Genomic DNA, 15446 nt, shown 5'->3' with positions numbered 1-15446 from the left:
TCCCCGTCCATAAGCGGGCGGGGAGTGTCAAATGGGATTCACAATGCCTTAGTTAGATTGGGTTTTCCTGGGGATTAACTTATTCCATGACTCCGATTGCCCTTGGATGATTGAGTCATTAGTCTACAAGTTTCTTAGTTCCATCCATAGATGGAACTAATTAAGACCTCGAAAGTTTAATGACTAATGACTAATCAATCATGTCTGGTGGTGCTATAGTAAAGTTGATAAAACTTTTGGGGTTTCCTGTAACTGTGGTAAACCATCAGACTGTTGAGGATCTGGTGGACTAATACTAACTAGTAAGTTAAGCAATATTGTGATAGTAAGCGCCTGAAAAACTTTCTTAAACACGAGCCACACTCCTCATTCCTAATATTTAGTCTTGGTGAAACAATCGGAAACGATGCTACTTGACTGAGATACGAACTTTCTAAAAATTGATACACCCGTGAAGGGAATTAACTCTACCAGTTTATTTAAGCAACCATATAAGTGCCAAGTTATATGTTCCGCCTCAGTGACTGGCACAGTGCAAAGGGTTGATCCTAAATCATTCTGTGTAATTTAATAGATTAGGGGTAGCCGAGATTAGAACCAAAGCAAGAGTTTGCTAGTCGCTACAATGTAAAGAAAAACCAATCTAGCAGCCACCTTGGGTCAGCCCCCCACTCTTGCCTAGACAGCACTCCCTAGCCATGTCAAGCAAGATAGCTGACCAGCCTAAGACCTGCTGTACGTTATGGGAAGTCTACGTTATCGGCAAGGGTGAAAGTTCCTACCTTAGGATGGAATGCCAGTCCGAAGCTGATTAACCAGATCGTTAAACAGTCCTACAAGGGGTCAGACAGTGCCATCTGAAGAATGAAGAATTTTAAATTCTAAATTCGCGCATTCTAAATTCGCGCATTCTACATTCTGACAGGATAGTACCTACCGATAACAAGCCGCGAGGCAAACATGAGGTTCTGCTTCGATAGGCTATGAAGGCTGTTAACAGGAACGGGTATGAACTGCATCTGTTCTCCCCACATTGATCCAAGACGGTTTTAACCGCCCTTGTCCTTTGTTTTTCCTCCCCAGTCGCCCATACACGGGGTTTGCAAATTTCACGCTTATTTTTTATGATTCCTACAGTTATCGAGCAATCCGGTCGTGGCGAACGTGCCTTTGACATTTACTCTCGTTTGTTGCGAGAGCGCATTGTATTCCTCGGACAACAGGTTGATTCTGACTTAGCTAACTTAGTGGTTGCCCAATTACTCTTTCTAGAAGCCGATGACCAGGAAAAAGATATTTACCTGTACATCAACTCTCCTGGCGGTTCAGTGACTGCGGGCATGGGCATTTTCGATACGATGAATCAAGTTGCTCCGGACGTATGCACTATCTGTGTTGGACTAGCAGCTAGTATGGGGGCTTTCTTACTCAGTGCTGGTGCTAAGGGTAAACGCATGAGCTTGCCTCACTCCCGGATTATGATTCATCAGCCACTGGGAGGAGCACAGGGACAGGCAAGCGATATAGAAATCCAAGCAAAAGAAATCCTGTACCACAAGCAGCAGCTAAACAATTATTTAGCAGAACATACCGGTCAGCCACTGGAAAAGATTCAGGAGGATACCGAGCGGGATTTCTTTATGTCAGCGACTGAGGCTAAGGACTATGGTTTAATCGACCAGGTCATTGAGCGACGTCCCATAGCAACCCCTCTCCCAACACAATAATGTCTTAGTTGACACTCCCTGCTCGCCCATAGACGGGGAGTGTCAACTAAGACGTTAGTTTGGGGAGATGCTAAAGCGATCGCTAACCAAGTCCGGACTATTACTGAAGTGACTCCCGAAATTAACAATCGGCAGTTAATCACCTACCGTAACCGAAATAGTAATTCCCAGCTTATGGGAACTACTCGGGAGTTTCTTTCAGTTCGTAGCTTTGAGGTAGCCAAGGGGCAATTTATTTCGGAACTAGACCTGAAGTAGAACAATCGGTTGGTGAGCGATTGAAAATCTATTGCGGCTTAGGCACAAAATTAATGGTGAAGATAATTTTGGTGTCCAGAGCCAGAAAGATGTCTTGGAAATTGTCAATACCCTCACAGGAGCATTGACGCTTATTTTGGCAGCGCTGATGTTGGCAGCGATTGCTGGTATTTCCCTACTAGTTGGCGGTATTGGTGTGATGAATATGATCTTAACCTGAGTTCGATGACAGAAATTAAGAAGTTTTGACTCCAATCCATGAGACAGTAGTCAGGAGTCAGGATAAGAATTCATAATTATTGGTTATAATACAGAATTTAACGTCGTTAAATTCTGTATTATATTATCGAAAAAATTGATTTTATCAATGATAATAACTCATGGCTTATGGCTCGAATATCATTAAATATACCGACACCTGAGTTCTATCGAAATCACGTTGAATAGTTAAAAGTATGAGACAATTTTAGCCATAAGCAATATTGGTTTTCTGGTAATAGGAGACTAATTTAAAATCTATCGATGTGTTACATAAGACTGGGGAAGGATCAGCTAAGCAAAGCGATGCCAAATAAAAGCACACCAAATAAAACCACAATCAAACCAGTATCCGTGCAGAAGCAGTTTCCCTTGACTACTGTAGGGGCACTTGTTGTGAATCCTAGTAGAAGAGTGTTAATTGTAAAAACTACTAAGTGGAAGGGTTTATGGGGTGTACCGGGAGGTAAAGTAGAATGGGGCGAAACCCTAGAATCGGCACTTCTAAGGGAGTTTCGAGAAGAAGTTGGTCTAGAGTTAACCCAAGTGAGCTTTGGGTTGTTACAAGAAGCGGTGCTAGACTCTAACTTTGTCCGAGAAGCCCATTTCATTATGGTCAACTACTATGCATTCTCTGCTAGGGAAACGATAACCCCCAACGAAGAAATTGAGGAATGGGTATGGGTGACTCCCCAACAGGCAATGGAGTATCCCCTCAATACCTATACTCGCGTGTTGATTGAGGATTATCTGCAAAGGCAAATTGATTAAGTCTGCCACATATAGAATTTTTATTTGGCAATATTGCCTCAATTAATCCTAGATAGATTTTACTGATTTTTGTAGGTTTCTCAGAGCGGCAATTACTTGGTAAAACCTACTAGCGAAGTATCAGACAACAACTTAACTCCAGAACAGTCTAGCTTTTGAACCAGTTGAAAAATACTCTGTCCCGAGACTGGTTCTACCCAATCAGGAGCAATTTCTACCAAGGGCACTAGCACAAAAGCTCTCTGTCTCATACGCGGGTGAGGGATTTGGAGCTCAGGTGTCTGTAGAATCAAATCATCAAATAAAAGTAAATCTAGGTCTAGGGTTCGTGGTCCCCAATGTTCCTGACGGACTCTACCAAACTCTTGTTCAATTCCTAGCAGAGTCTCTAGCAATTTCTGGGGACTTAGTTGCACCTCCAAAAGGGCACAACCATTGAGATAATCAGGTTGTGGCGGTCCAACTGGTGCAGTTTTATACCAACTAGAGCACAATTTTACGGTAACGCCTAGGGTTTGGTCGAGTTTTCTGAGGGCAGCTTCTAGGATGGCACGAGAGTCACCCAGGTTACTGCCAAGAGCGATCGCGCTCAATGAAAGCTTTGTGGTTACCAATTTTCCAGAGTTATAGACCATCGACCTTCATCGGTTGACACAGCAGCTTTAGACCACGCCTCAATGGGACTGATTATCACTTATGTTGCATTGACGAGAAGATTCACCCTTCCCAAAGTGGGTTAACCCATTACCTGTTCTATTGTATGGGGGTTTTTGAGACTCCCCATGCCTAGAAGGCTGGGGATTCTAGTTTCAAGCACGTTTCTGGCAACGCCGTTACGGGAAGCGTCTCTTGGTGTGTTCATTCCTTTTTATTGTTACTCAATCATGCTTGGGAGCATAAACTTCACGAGCTTTTTTCGTACCCGATAACCCCTTCTTCTTTTTGTAAATTTTGCGTTGGGAGCCTTTAATATCTTTCTCGGCTGTATTATGACTGTTCAGGTATTTGGAAAACCCATATTCACTACCTAATCGAGTATTGTACGCGGTGTTGCTTTTTCTTAGGAACACCGGGATGGTCGAGCCAGTATCTAAGTACTTTATTGCGCACAAATTGAGATGTCCGAATAGCTTCATCTATTGCTTTAGCTTGAGTTTTTTTGACTACAGCCTTGTATGCCAGTACCAACATGCTTGCTTTACCTCCTTGTTTGTGTTAACTTACTCATGATATACCTTATGCACTTCACAGTGCGGAAGGTAAATTAGAAACTTGGGGCTTGTGGTCTCCTGTTTTTGGTCAGAAAGCTTGTTTTCTGGTTTGATAATAGAAATCATCTAAGTAACACAATGGACTTAAGGGGAAAAGTGGCCCTTATAACTGGGGGGGGCATTCGGGTAGGGCGTGCTCTTGTTATCGCTCTTGCTAAAGCTGGGTGCGATGTCTTTATTCATTACGGACGCTCTGCTGGTGCAGCTGCTGAAGTCAAAGCCGAAGCAGAGTCCTTGGGAGTGCGAGCTATTACCTACTCCGCTAATCTCGCCGACCCCGTGGCCACAGACACTATTATCCCTCAAGCAGTTGAAACCTTTGGAAAAATCGACATCCTGATTAATAGCGCTTCTATCTTCCCAGAAGAAGATCTATTTGCCCAGACTGATGTCGCTCTGTGGGATAAAATTTTTGCCATTAACCTTCGTGCCCCCTTCCAACTCAGTCAAGGGTTTGCCAAGCAACTTCCCCAAAATAGGAATGGCAAAATTATTAATATTAACGATGCTGGTATTGCCAAGCCAGATACTAACCATTTTGCCTATCGAATTACCAAACGGGGCTTGTGGGATATGACAAAAATTATGGCATTGGAATTAGCCCCCCGCATTACAGTAAATGGTTTAGCGCTGGGACAAATTCTCGAACCTCCAGGTGACCCAGACCCTCAAGCCTTTATGGAAAATTATGCCCGTAAGTTTATTCCATTAAAAATCCCTGGAAATACCAAAGTAGTGACGGACAGCGCCCTGTTTTTACTCGAACAAGATTTTCTAACGGGTAGCACGATTACGCTGGATGGTGGTCAATATATTTAGTATATTTACTTAAATAGCTGGCGGGGCGATCGCCTCTGTATTTTTAACCGTATTTTTCACCATAGTCACTTTCTCAGTGAGTTGGGGTGGCAGAAATTTTTAAGGGGATGGCACCTGAACTTTATCGGGAAAATAGATGATTCCGTTTTATCCATAATGACTGATACAATTACTGATAAAGTTATGGAAAAATTCCTGAACCATCTTAACTATAAAATCATATTAAAAGATAGGATATTTTTCGCGATTGCGTCTGGGTTTGTCAAGCTTCCCCATTGCATTGAGAATTAGGAATTGATAAATTACAATTGTTCCATTTCCAATTCAGACTTGAGCCAGTCAGCATGTCCGTTCTCAGTCATATCGAGAAATTCCTCAAGATTTTGGCAGCGTCCCGACTGCATATACTGACGGAACACACGATTGAGGCGTAGATTTTGGGAGAACTCCTCTATGGCTGCGCTGCGGATATCTTCAGTAAGATCAAGTTCCCCAGCATCCAGCAGTGCCAAAATTTTATGATAGGCTAGTTCGGCACTTTCAAAAGCTGTCGCTGATTGCGTCATAGAATTCTCACGCTTGTAGTATTGGTAAAGGGGCTGAGGATGGATTGCTATCTTTCCAACTCGGCTTAACAGCTCAAGATTGAACATAACGTCCGCAGCAAAGGGAACTTTAGTCCAACCTCGACCCAAAAATTTCCGGCGGAAAACTGGGAAAAAAGGCACACGAGGTTTGAGGATGTCGTCCGCCGTAGCAAAGGTAACCGTGGTGCGATCGCGGAAGGGACACTTGTACATAATTAGGTCAGTGTTGTACACGCCAGTGTTGTCGATTGCAGCACCATAGGTCATGGCCAGAGGAACCATTTCTGCTAGACGGTTTGGTTCATAGGCATCATCAGCATCTAGGTTGGCAATCACCTCCCCAGTAGAAATTGCTACCGCTGTGTTGCGGGCGAGACCGTCTCCACTGCCACACCCTCCTGTAAATGCTTGTTTCAATCGTGGATCGTTAATACCTTGGCAAGATAGCAAGGATAAATAGTCTACTCCATCGTCGGAACCGATCGCCACCTCCCAGTTTGAATAGGTCTGTCCTATAAGGCTTTTGATAGCTTGCGCGATTGTATTTTCGGCTTGGTATGCTGGAATAATAATGCTGACTAGGGGTTTATTTTTCTCAGGCATAGTTTTCTGACTCTATCGAAATTAAATCACTGAAAAGATTCAGGTTCATAGCTGGTTGCCTATTAATTATCACTATTAATTATCAGATCAATTATCTCTGGTGATAGAACTTTCATGCCATTGCCCCAGAACCAAGTTGGATAAGGTGGTCAAGATTACAAAAATCAAGATACCTAGACTACTAATCATAAACAAAGCAGCAAACATCCGGGGAATTTCGAGATTGTAGCCAGCAATTAGCATTTGATAAGCAATTCCTGAATTAGCACCGCCTGTACCGGCAACAAACTCAGCTACTACTGCTCCGATTAAGGCTAATCCACCACTAATACGTAATGCAGCTAAAAAATAGGGTAAAGCACTTGGTAATCGCAGATACAGCATTGTCTGCCAGCGAGATGCTTTGTAAAGCCGGAACAGGTCACTTAAGTTGGAATCGATACTATTTAAACCAAAAGTCGTATTAGAAATAATCGGGAAGAATGCTACAATCCAAGCACAAATTACCAAAGCAGCAAAGGTATTGTTCCTCAGCCAAATAATAATTAAAGGCGCGATCGCAGCAATAGGCATTGTTTGCAGAACGACTGCATAGGGATATAAGCTTTTTTCAATCCACTTACTCTGAGCCATTAACATGGCAATTAGCAATCCTGAAACTGCTGCTGTTATAAAGGCCGCTACAGTGATTTTTATGGTGATCAGCAATGGCTGAAATAAACTGTTCCAGTCCCTAATTAATACCTTGATAATCAGCAAAGGACCTGGTAATATATAGGAGGGCGTACTAGTCACTCGAACAGAGATATCCCACACCATCAACACCAGGATTCCCACTGCCACAGGGGCTATAATATCGATAGATAGCAAACGTTTCAATTTTAGCTTTGCCAGAACGAATGCTTTATTTTTTTTCATAAATAAAATTATTATATACCGTTTAATATAGCTGTAAAATTATAGCTGTAAAATTTATAGTCATATTTTTGATAATCATAATTTATCAGTTATGTCTAAATAATAATTTATAAATTATCACTCATAATTCATCCCTTTTGACAACTGCTCAGCCACCTTCTGACAATATTTTGTATAAACTAAGGATGTACGAAACTGTTCGTTACGTGGTGATGGTTCATCAATAGTTATATCCGCCACTACTCGACCTGGACGAGCTGCCATTACTACCACCCGATTGGATAGATATACGGCTTCATAAATATTGTGAGTCACAAAAACCACAGTCCAGTGTTTCTTACTCCACAAATCAAGTAACTCCAGGTTAAGCTTAGTACGAGTTATATCATCCAAAGCTCCAAACGGCTCATCCATCAGCAATACCTTGGGAGAAGTAACCAGAGCTCTGGCAATAGAGACTCGCATTTTCATGCCACCGGAGAGTTGACGGGGATAGGATTGGGCAAAACTTTCCAGTCCAACTAATTGGAGCGCTTCTTTGATAGCATTATCAGCAACTTTTTTAGAGACCCTAGCCAATTTAAGAGGCAAACGAACATTTCCCATTACCGTTGCCCAAGGCATTAGTGCTGCTTCTTGGAAGACAAAAGCTATCTCCTTTTGGTGGGCGCGATCGCTCCATTCTATGTTTCCCGAACTCATAGTGCTTAGTCCAGCAATGATGCGTAGCAGGGTACTCTTACCACATCCCGATGGTCCTACCAGACTGATGAATTCGGACTTATTGATGTTGAGATTTAGGTCTTTTAGGGCTACAGTACCATTGTCAAAAGTTTTGTTGACATGGGTAAGAGAAATAGCTGGTTTTTGGTTCATCTATTGTCAGTTATTAGCAATAGACTTCTTGCAGAAGTCGGTAACAGGTAACAGCGGAAAAAAATTTATAAAAACAGTATCATAAAACTACTTTTGCAAGAGGTATAATCATTGCTTAAGAATCGGTTAATATTTGAACTTATCAATCTGGCTTGGCAAGACTAGATATAAATTAATCTATAATAACAATATCTAATTAACTTGGATATTAACATGTATATAACTAATATATAATGTTAACTAATTTTTTGTATAAAAATCTACTCCTTTATTGACAAATTCCAAGGTGTAGGCTTGTTTGTAATCAGTCTTTGCATCAAGTACACCAACCGTAACTAACTCATTGAACAAACTTTCCCAACGTTCATCGGTCATTGCCCCAATGCCAAGTTTTTCGGCATCGCCAGAGATGATAATACCATAGTCTTTAAGCTTATCCAGACCATAGGCAATGAGGTCATCCTTCATCTCTGGATTATCTTTTTTGATCAGCTCATTGGCTGGTTCGGGATTCTCTAGATAGCTATACCATCCTTTGATTGAGGCATCAACAAATCGCTGAACCAGGTCGGGGTTAGTTTCAACGAGTTTCTTCGTGGTTTCAATGGTGAAACTATAGGGATTATAACCAGCCTCTGCTAAGGGTAATATATTGGGCTTAAAGCCTCCTTGTTTTTCTATAATGTAAGGTTCAGAGGTCAAAATTCCCTGTTGGGCTGAATTTTTATCTACTAAGAAAGGGCTAACATTAAAGTTATAGGGGCGTTTCTGGTCATCTGTAAAACCGTATTTTGCCTTGAGTAGGGGCCAATAGGTTGTGATGGCTCCAGGAGCAACAAAAATCGGTTTACCTTTTAATTGTGCTAGAGAGTCATTGCCTACCCCTGGATGAGCCAAGAGAATTCGTATTGCTTTTTGGAAGATACTTGCTACAGTAATTTTGGGAATACCTTGTTGCACTGCTCTAATAGCATCAACAGCCTGTCCCATACTTAAATCAACTACTCCTCCCAGTAATAATTGGGTAGGATTGCTCTGAGGACCTGTTGGTTGTATAATAACATCTAGGTCATAGTTTTGATAAATTCCAGTAGCGGCAGCCTGATAAAAACCACCGTATTCTGCTTCAGCTTTCCACCCCAAAGCAAATTTTATTTTATCTAATTTACCTTTTTTTTCTGTAGTTAATGGTGTAGAGGTTTGATTATTACAAGCTGCCAAAACACTACTACCAAGAGTTATCGAGCTAAGTTTAAGTAATTGGCGACGCTTAATTTTATAGATTTCTTTCATATAAAACTTCAACCGGCTAGAGCAGTAATTGAGATGATCTGGTTGTGGTGGTTTGAAATGGTGCAGCTTTAGGCAAACTAGAACGGTCTGGTAGGGAAAAACCTTGAATTTGGTATAGGTTCGCGATTAGCAGCTTCTAAGATAGTGCGTAATTTACCTAAGTTACTACCGATAGCGATCGCACTAAGCTGCTACTCCCTAAGCTGTACTCACTAAGCTGTACTCACTAAGCTGGTACTTTGTACTTGCCATTTTTTCTAAGCTGACTATTACTTTGGCGTTTAAACCCCAACAAACACACCGATAGAAATAATACCATACTCGCTCTAATTAATTAAATATAATCATATAGCAATATAATAAGATTACAGTAGCCATGGCTTTTAAGCTAACACGCATCTAAATTGAATCTGTTCATCAAACAAACCATGAAACCCTCTCCCCACCTCCATTTCCCCATCTCCCCATCAGCCTCAACCCAAAAATTAAGTACGTGACAGCTTAGGCAGGGGATTGAGGTAGTTTCTCGACGAAAGAGGGAGTTACAATGAACCTGACGGTTTTTTCTGACAGCCATGAGGAGTTATTAAGAAAATGGAAGTAAAACTGGTTTTAGTGGTACTAACAATTGCTTTTACTGCTTTGTGCCTGTTTTTTGGGACTAAGAACGGATTTTATGATTCAGACGATTATCACGGCAACGGCTCTGCACACTAAGCTTCCAGTATTTACTTTAGCTGTCAGCTGCTGAGCTTTAAAAAAGCCTTCATCGTTTAGCCTTGGAAAAACCCATGCATCTAGCATCACAGCAGAGGCTAAAGGCTAGATGCTGACCGATCGCGAAGCGTGGCCAAAGGCCTTAGAGCGGGGAGTGTAAGGGGGCTCACGGGGGTTTTCCCAAGCCCCTGCCTTCTAGGGATGGGGAGTGTCAAAAAATTAAAATCCTCACTTAGAGGGACTTTGCCAGTCCATGCCTACTTAACTCCCTACTGTGGTGATGTTGTTGGCAGCCCTTATCCCCTCTCTCTTGACTCTGACCTCGAAAGAAGGGAAACTAGTTGAGAACTACCCACACCCACCCTAAGGGGTAGGGTGTGGGATTTTCATAGACTCCAGAGTGACCTATAGGGTATATCCAGCATACAAACCCCTCTAAATTGCTACGGAGTGACAACTCTACCACGTTTGTTTTGACTGGGGAAGAATCCGTTGAATTTTCCGTTCAAGGAAGATGCAGCCTTAGTAAAAATAGTTCCACCTTATTTTCCGTTGGCGATCGCCGATGCTGTCTGCCTCTTCCAAGGCTTAATCATTCACCCTTCCCTGATTAGTAAGACGTGGGTTAACGGAGCCAGATTAGCTAAAATTTAAGTTGAAGCTCATGAGCAATCAACGCCCAGTAGCATCCTCTGATCAGGATGACCGATTAACCTGCTTTCCTTACGGTGTTGGTCATGGTGCAGAAGGGGTTTGTTTGTTGGTGCAGATGGGGCCACACCGCATTCTCCTTGATTGTGGATTAGAAGACATTTCCCCCCTACAGATCGATGGGATACCACCAGCAGATTTAGTCCTGTGTAGCCACGCTCACTCAGACCATAGTCAGGGATTGCTGGCTCTTCACCAAACTTTTCCACAATTACCAATCTACGCCAGTGAGGTAACGACTCAACTATTACTACTCAACTGGCCAGAACTGCCTCCTGAGGATATTCTCCCATTTTGTCAAGCTCTCCCGTGGGCTACCCCTGTAGAATTCTGTGAGGGACTCACTGCTCAATTGTTCCCAGCTGGACACTTGCCAGGAGCAGCAGCATTTTTACTCACTTACACAACTCGCCATCGAACTTACCGACTGCTTTACACCGGTGACTTTTTCCTGTCTAACTCACGGCTGGTGGAGGGATTATCCCTTGAATCGCTCAGGGGGACACAGCCGGATGTGGTAATTGTAGAAGGCAGTTATGGCACTGCTCGACATCCCCATCGGCGGCAACAAGAAAATCAACTAGTAGAGCGTATTGAGCAGGCCATTGCTACCAATAACTCAGTTGTCTTGCCAGTGCCTACCTTAGGCCTAGGTCAAGAAATCCTGATGCTCCTGCGCTCTCATCACAACTTTACAGGACGCGACCTTGATATTTGGGTCAATGGAACCGTGGCTGATGGTTGTAATGCTTACTTAGAACTGCTGTCTCACTTTCCCAGCTCAGTACAAAATTTTGCCAGACATCAAGCCTTGTTTTGGGATGAGCGGGTACGTCCTCGGGTGCGGCGGTTAGATCCCCAGCAGCGAGATGCTATCGGTAAATCTCCCTGTATTATCCTCACTGACTTAAACATAGATTGGAGGGAGTACTCGCAGCAAGAGAACCGTTCTTGGGTTGTCCTGCAACCGGAACATCTTAAATCTTTGGAGGATCTAATGGATGACTACGGATGGCTTAAGGTTGAAACTTATCTGCTGGCTCAACATGGGGATTGTCTGGGCACCACCCAGTTGATTCATAATCTTCGACCTCAACATGTGATTTTTGTTCACGGTTCTCCTACCTACCTAGCTGATCTTGCTGGTTTGGAAGAGTTACAAAATCGATATCACCTCCATACGCCAGCAGCAGGAACACTGGTAGAACTTCCCATTGGTGAGACCTTTATCAGACCAGCTCTACCAACGGAAACAAACTATGAAGGAGAGTTGCATGAATTAGATACACTTGTCTATATCACTCTTTCAAGGGCGATCGCAACGGATCCTCGTTGGCAAAATTTCGCTGATACTGGTTTAGTAGAAGCCCGCTGGCAAGGAGAAGAACTGGTCTTGCGGGGATTGTCACAACGAGAACTACTCAAACAAGGGGGCAGAGCCAAGATACCAATTAATATCGAGTGTTGTGGTAATTGTCTGTACCAAAGAGGGCAGCGCTGCTGGAATCCAGCCTCAGCTCTCTATGGTTTTAAAGTAACACTGGAGGGGTACTGTCCAGTTTTTGAACGGATAGAACCCCTTGAGTAACGAATAGTTAAGGGAAAATTGCTAGCTAGTTGTGAGTTATCAATTTTCCGATACTTTTTAGCTACCAAAGTCTACCAAGATAGACCCTCGTCCGCCAAGGCAAGATGCTTTCGCATCCAGGGGGTATCTCCCAAAGCTCTCAGGAATATCCCGCGAGCGCCATAAAAATGTCAAAAAAGTTATAACACCGGGATCTAAGCGCAACTATTAAACCCTTGGTTTTCGGCTTTAATTTAAGTTACATAATAATCGCTTTCGGTGTTACCCTAATTTAAGTCTAACAAATAATAAGAGTTTTTGGTAGACTCTGCGACATTTTCGATTAGCTTTTACTCACCCTTAACGGTTGGTTGTCCATTAACAATGAATAATCTAGTCCTGATTTAAGTCTTGGGAGCGGGGGTGAATTTGTTCAGCCTCCGGACAATCATCAGAGACTATCGGATCAACATTACCTCGGAAAACAGAAGCTAGCTTGTGACTGACAGAGCCTATGCTTTCCAAGCGGACCATTTCTTCCCAGGAACTGATCTCATCCTCTTCGTCTGTTTCATAACGAATTGTGACTAAATCTCCCTCGATATCAACAATGCGGGCGTGTTCAATCCAACGTTGCTGATCCCGCAAGAAAACGCAGACCTCACGACCATCGCAGCAGAGTTGATAAATCTTGCGGTGTAGCATATTCGGCTTCTCCTGTTGCAGATAACTCTTGGTTTTACTGGTGAAGTAAGCGGTTGGGTTTCTCTAGAAACAACTTTATTTTGACATACTTCCCACGAATAGAATTGGCGGGATTCTCTCCATCATTGGGATGATGAGATAGAATTGAAGGCTAAAATAAACCTGAGCCACCAGAGTAGGAATACTCCAGATCTTTTTTTTGTTGGCTTTGGCGACTGAAATACCATTTACTTGAGTAGTCGAGCCGCCATCAGCAGCAAAAATAGATTCCAAGTATTTAAAGGATTAGCAATAATTGTAGCTCACTCCTCGTATCCCCAGCCCTAAAGGGTAGGGGTTGGCTTGAAATCATGTTTGGTTAACTTAACATGGAATTAAGCGGGTTTGTCTATTCCTTGTTAAAGATTAAAATAGCTTAATAGTCTTTTATGTTCATTGCTTGAGAGTAAGGCATGCATTAGAAGCGAGTTTGAGTTTATCAACCCTGCTCGTGTGATTGATTAGTTTTTTATGGATTGTTTTTATGCATTGTCTTGATGCAGAACGCGAATTTGGGAAACCCCCTCAGGTCGGCGCTACATCCCTTAATTGATTTAATTCAGTATCCTATACCTCCGCGGGCCCATTTCTGCTGCTTGCCAGCAATGGTGCTGTAGTCTTTCAGAGATGGTGTTTGGGGGTATGGTTACTATATAGTTATTTGGAAACTTAGATTCCACTAGTATTGCTATCGACGGCAATGGAGTAAGAATCCGAAAACCCCCCCAAGTTAAAAATAGGGGATTGTGAGCGAATGTTGCTCATGGGGTTAAAAACCGGGTACTAGCAACGTTGACAGTAGGATTTTACTCACACGCTTTGTGGCGCTTTAAACACACTACTAACGAACTTGGCTCAAAAAGAGCTGTGCCGTTCCCCTTAGTCTTCTTAGCTGTCAGGTTTGTCACCGACTTGGCTATTTATAGGATACAGCAGGAGAAACCCTACTGCTGATAAACGTCGGCTCGGCTAAAGCCTTCTGGTTCAAGGAGCAAGCATTTTGGTAGGTGTCTACAGGTTCCACATACCCATCATTGTGACATACTAATCCCTGTACGTGCTTGGCACTAAGCATGAATTTGGGAAAAAAAACTGCCAACCTGCCAACCTGCCATCGGTCGCAGTCAGAGTCACTCAAAAATAGCCTCTTGCTGTGACTAAAAGTGGTCAGGCGCTCAATAGATAAAGCTGATTTTAAATCGTAAGGGAGAAAAGCCAGTGTTTGAGATCGTACGCAGTCAAGACCAATACGAAACTTACATTCTCACTGACCACAATGCCCAGTCTCGATTAGAAGTGGTTCCTGAACGGGGTGGCATTGTCACTCGGTGGAATATCCAAGGTCAGGAGATTTTTTATCTTGATGCGGAACGCTTTAAAGATCCCAATCTGAGTGTACGGGGTGGCATTCCCATCCTCTTCCCCATCTGTGGAAACTTAGTTAATGATACTTATACATACCTTGGCAAAGACTATACTCTCAAACAACACGGCTTTGCCCGTAATTTGCCTTGGCAGGTGACTGATAGTGCAACCAATGACATGGCAGTGTTGACTCTCACCCTCAAGAGTAATGACCAAACTCGCTCTGTCTATCCCTTTGACTTCGAAGTTACCTTTACCTATCGATTAAAGGGCAACACCCTAGACATTGACCAGCGCTATACTAATCATTCCGCTGAACCGATGCCCTTTTCCACAGGTTTCCATCCCTACTTCTTGACGTCTGACAAAACTAAACTCGAGTTTGATATTCCTGCATCGGAGTATCAGGAGAAGCAAACTCAAGCAGTACATCCTTTCACTGGCAGTTTTGATTTTAGCTGTGATGAAATTGATGTAGCGTTTGGGCAACTGAGTAATAATACGGCCAGTGTTACTGATCCCGAACGGGGATTAGCGATCGCATTGACCTACACTGATGTTTTCTCGACCTTGGTATTTTGGACAGTTCAAGGCAAGGACTTTTATTGCCTTGAACCTTGGAGTGCTCCCCGTAACGCTCTTAACACTGGGGAAAATTTAACTCACTTAGCTCCCGGAGAGAGTAGTGAGACATCGGTGAGGCTAACGGCGAAATTTTTCTAAATTTCCCTAGACATTTCCTTATCAATGTGATATTCTTAGTAAAGGTATGTTTGAGAAAAGCTTACCGGGTCGCTAACTCAATGGTAGAGTACTCGGCTTTTAACCGATTAGTTCCGGGTTCGAGTCCCGGGCGACCCATTGTTAGCTAACTGTTAGTTAGCCTTATTTATCTATTGATACGTCTAGATATGAGGCTAATGGTATTAGGTACTAGGTAACTATTAAATAAGTACTAGGT

At 42.9% G+C, this 15446-nt stretch carries 17 protein-coding genes and 1 tRNA gene; 9 read left to right on the top strand and 9 right to left on the bottom strand.

Going from position 1 to position 15446, the window contains the following annotated elements:
* The first annotated feature begins 1124 nt into the window (after positions 1-1124).
* The 4 genes from clpP to F6K46_RS10395 all read left to right on the top strand — a co-directional run bounded on the left by clpP (position 1125) and on the right by F6K46_RS10395 (position 3014).
* Positions 1125-1727 carry an ATP-dependent Clp endopeptidase proteolytic subunit ClpP gene (gene clpP / locus F6K46_RS10410; RefSeq protein WP_070390968.1) on the top strand — a complete coding sequence of 201 codons (603 nt, stop codon included), beginning with the start codon at positions 1125-1127 and terminating at the stop codon, positions 1725-1727.
* Between the two features lie 39 nt (positions 1728-1766).
* Positions 1767-1985: an ABC transporter permease gene (locus tag F6K46_RS10405; RefSeq protein WP_293051586.1), complete on the top strand. Its 219-nt coding sequence runs from the start codon at positions 1767-1769 to the stop codon at positions 1983-1985.
* Between the two features lie 31 nt (positions 1986-2016).
* Positions 2017-2205: a hypothetical protein gene (locus F6K46_RS10400; RefSeq protein WP_293051589.1), complete on the top strand. Its 189-nt coding sequence runs from the start codon at positions 2017-2019 to the stop codon at positions 2203-2205.
* Between the two features lie 344 nt (positions 2206-2549).
* Positions 2550-3014 (top strand): NUDIX domain-containing protein, encoded by a 465-nt coding sequence (locus tag F6K46_RS10395; protein ID WP_293020400.1) that lies wholly within the window; start codon positions 2550-2552, stop codon positions 3012-3014.
* Between the two features lie 92 nt (positions 3015-3106).
* Here F6K46_RS10395 and folK read toward each other — a convergent pair whose 3' ends face one another.
* The 3 genes from folK to F6K46_RS10380 form a co-directional block, all read right to left on the bottom strand.
* On the bottom strand, positions 3107-3649 hold the full coding sequence (gene folK / locus F6K46_RS10390; protein ID WP_293020399.1) for a 2-amino-4-hydroxy-6-hydroxymethyldihydropteridine diphosphokinase: 543 nt from the start codon (positions 3647-3649) through the stop codon (positions 3107-3109).
* 101 nt (positions 3650-3750) lie between these two features.
* A complete protein-coding gene (locus F6K46_RS10385; RefSeq protein ID WP_293051591.1) occupies positions 3751-3876 on the bottom strand; it encodes a hypothetical protein in 126 nt (41 codons plus the stop codon).
* Between the two features lie 161 nt (positions 3877-4037).
* The gene (locus F6K46_RS10380; RefSeq protein WP_293051594.1) at positions 4038-4205 is read right to left on the bottom strand and encodes a transposase; all 168 of its coding nucleotides are present in this window, start codon (positions 4203-4205) and stop codon (positions 4038-4040) included.
* A gap of 176 nt (positions 4206-4381) precedes the next feature.
* On the opposite strand from F6K46_RS10380, the gene F6K46_RS10375 reads away from it, so the two are divergent.
* Entirely contained in the window at positions 4382-5104 is a 723-nt protein-coding gene (locus F6K46_RS10375; RefSeq protein ID WP_293116988.1) for an SDR family NAD(P)-dependent oxidoreductase, read from the top strand.
* 302 nt (positions 5105-5406) lie between these two features.
* Here F6K46_RS10375 and F6K46_RS10370 read toward each other — a convergent pair whose 3' ends face one another.
* The 4 genes from F6K46_RS10370 to F6K46_RS10355 form a co-directional block, all read right to left on the bottom strand.
* Positions 5407-6294: a glycosyltransferase family 2 protein gene (locus F6K46_RS10370; protein ID WP_293051600.1), complete on the bottom strand. Its 888-nt coding sequence runs from the start codon at positions 6292-6294 to the stop codon at positions 5407-5409.
* An 87-nt stretch (positions 6295-6381) separates the two neighbouring features.
* A complete protein-coding gene (locus tag F6K46_RS10365; RefSeq protein WP_293051602.1) occupies positions 6382-7212 on the bottom strand; it encodes an ABC transporter permease in 831 nt (276 codons plus the stop codon).
* Between the two features lie 117 nt (positions 7213-7329).
* The gene (locus F6K46_RS10360) at positions 7330-8088 is read right to left on the bottom strand and encodes an ABC transporter ATP-binding protein (RefSeq protein ID WP_293051604.1); all 759 of its coding nucleotides are present in this window, start codon (positions 8086-8088) and stop codon (positions 7330-7332) included.
* 240 nt (positions 8089-8328) lie between these two features.
* Positions 8329-9381, bottom strand: coding sequence for an ABC transporter substrate-binding protein (locus F6K46_RS10355; RefSeq protein ID WP_293051606.1), 1053 nt, complete (start codon positions 9379-9381; stop codon positions 8329-8331).
* 1209 nt (positions 9382-10590) lie between these two features.
* On the opposite strand from F6K46_RS10355, the gene F6K46_RS10350 reads away from it, so the two are divergent.
* Together F6K46_RS10350 and F6K46_RS10345 are read left to right on the top strand one after the other, a co-directional pair.
* A complete protein-coding gene (locus tag F6K46_RS10350; RefSeq protein ID WP_158516950.1) occupies positions 10591-10752 on the top strand; it encodes a hypothetical protein in 162 nt (53 codons plus the stop codon).
* Positions 10753-10762: 10 nt separating this feature from the next.
* Complete coding sequence (locus tag F6K46_RS10345) at positions 10763-12397, top strand: MBL fold metallo-hydrolase (protein ID WP_293051609.1); 1635 nt, start codon at positions 10763-10765, stop codon at positions 12395-12397.
* A 372-nt stretch (positions 12398-12769) separates the two neighbouring features.
* Here F6K46_RS10345 and F6K46_RS10340 read toward each other — a convergent pair whose 3' ends face one another.
* The gene (locus tag F6K46_RS10340; protein ID WP_008182036.1) at positions 12770-13081 is read right to left on the bottom strand and encodes a DUF6679 family protein; all 312 of its coding nucleotides are present in this window, start codon (positions 13079-13081) and stop codon (positions 12770-12772) included.
* Positions 13082-14036: 955 nt separating this feature from the next.
* Complete coding sequence (locus tag F6K46_RS10335) at positions 14037-14258, bottom strand: hypothetical protein (protein WP_293051612.1); 222 nt, start codon at positions 14256-14258, stop codon at positions 14037-14039.
* Between the two features lie 80 nt (positions 14259-14338).
* On the opposite strand from F6K46_RS10335, the gene F6K46_RS10330 reads away from it, so the two are divergent.
* On the top strand, positions 14339-15208 hold the full coding sequence (locus F6K46_RS10330; RefSeq protein WP_293051615.1) for an aldose epimerase: 870 nt from the start codon (positions 14339-14341) through the stop codon (positions 15206-15208).
* A gap of 66 nt (positions 15209-15274) precedes the next feature.
* Positions 15275-15346, top strand: a tRNA-Lys gene (locus F6K46_RS10325).
* Positions 15347-15446: the final 100 nt, after the last annotated feature.

The sequence above is a fragment of the Moorena sp. SIO3E8 genome, assembly GCF_010692445.1.
In the GTDB taxonomy this organism is placed as follows: domain Bacteria; phylum Cyanobacteriota; class Cyanobacteriia; order Cyanobacteriales; family Coleofasciculaceae; genus Moorena; species Moorena bouillonii.
Note: the sequence above shows the minus strand (reverse complement) of the source record. Positions and strands in the feature narration are given on the sequence as shown.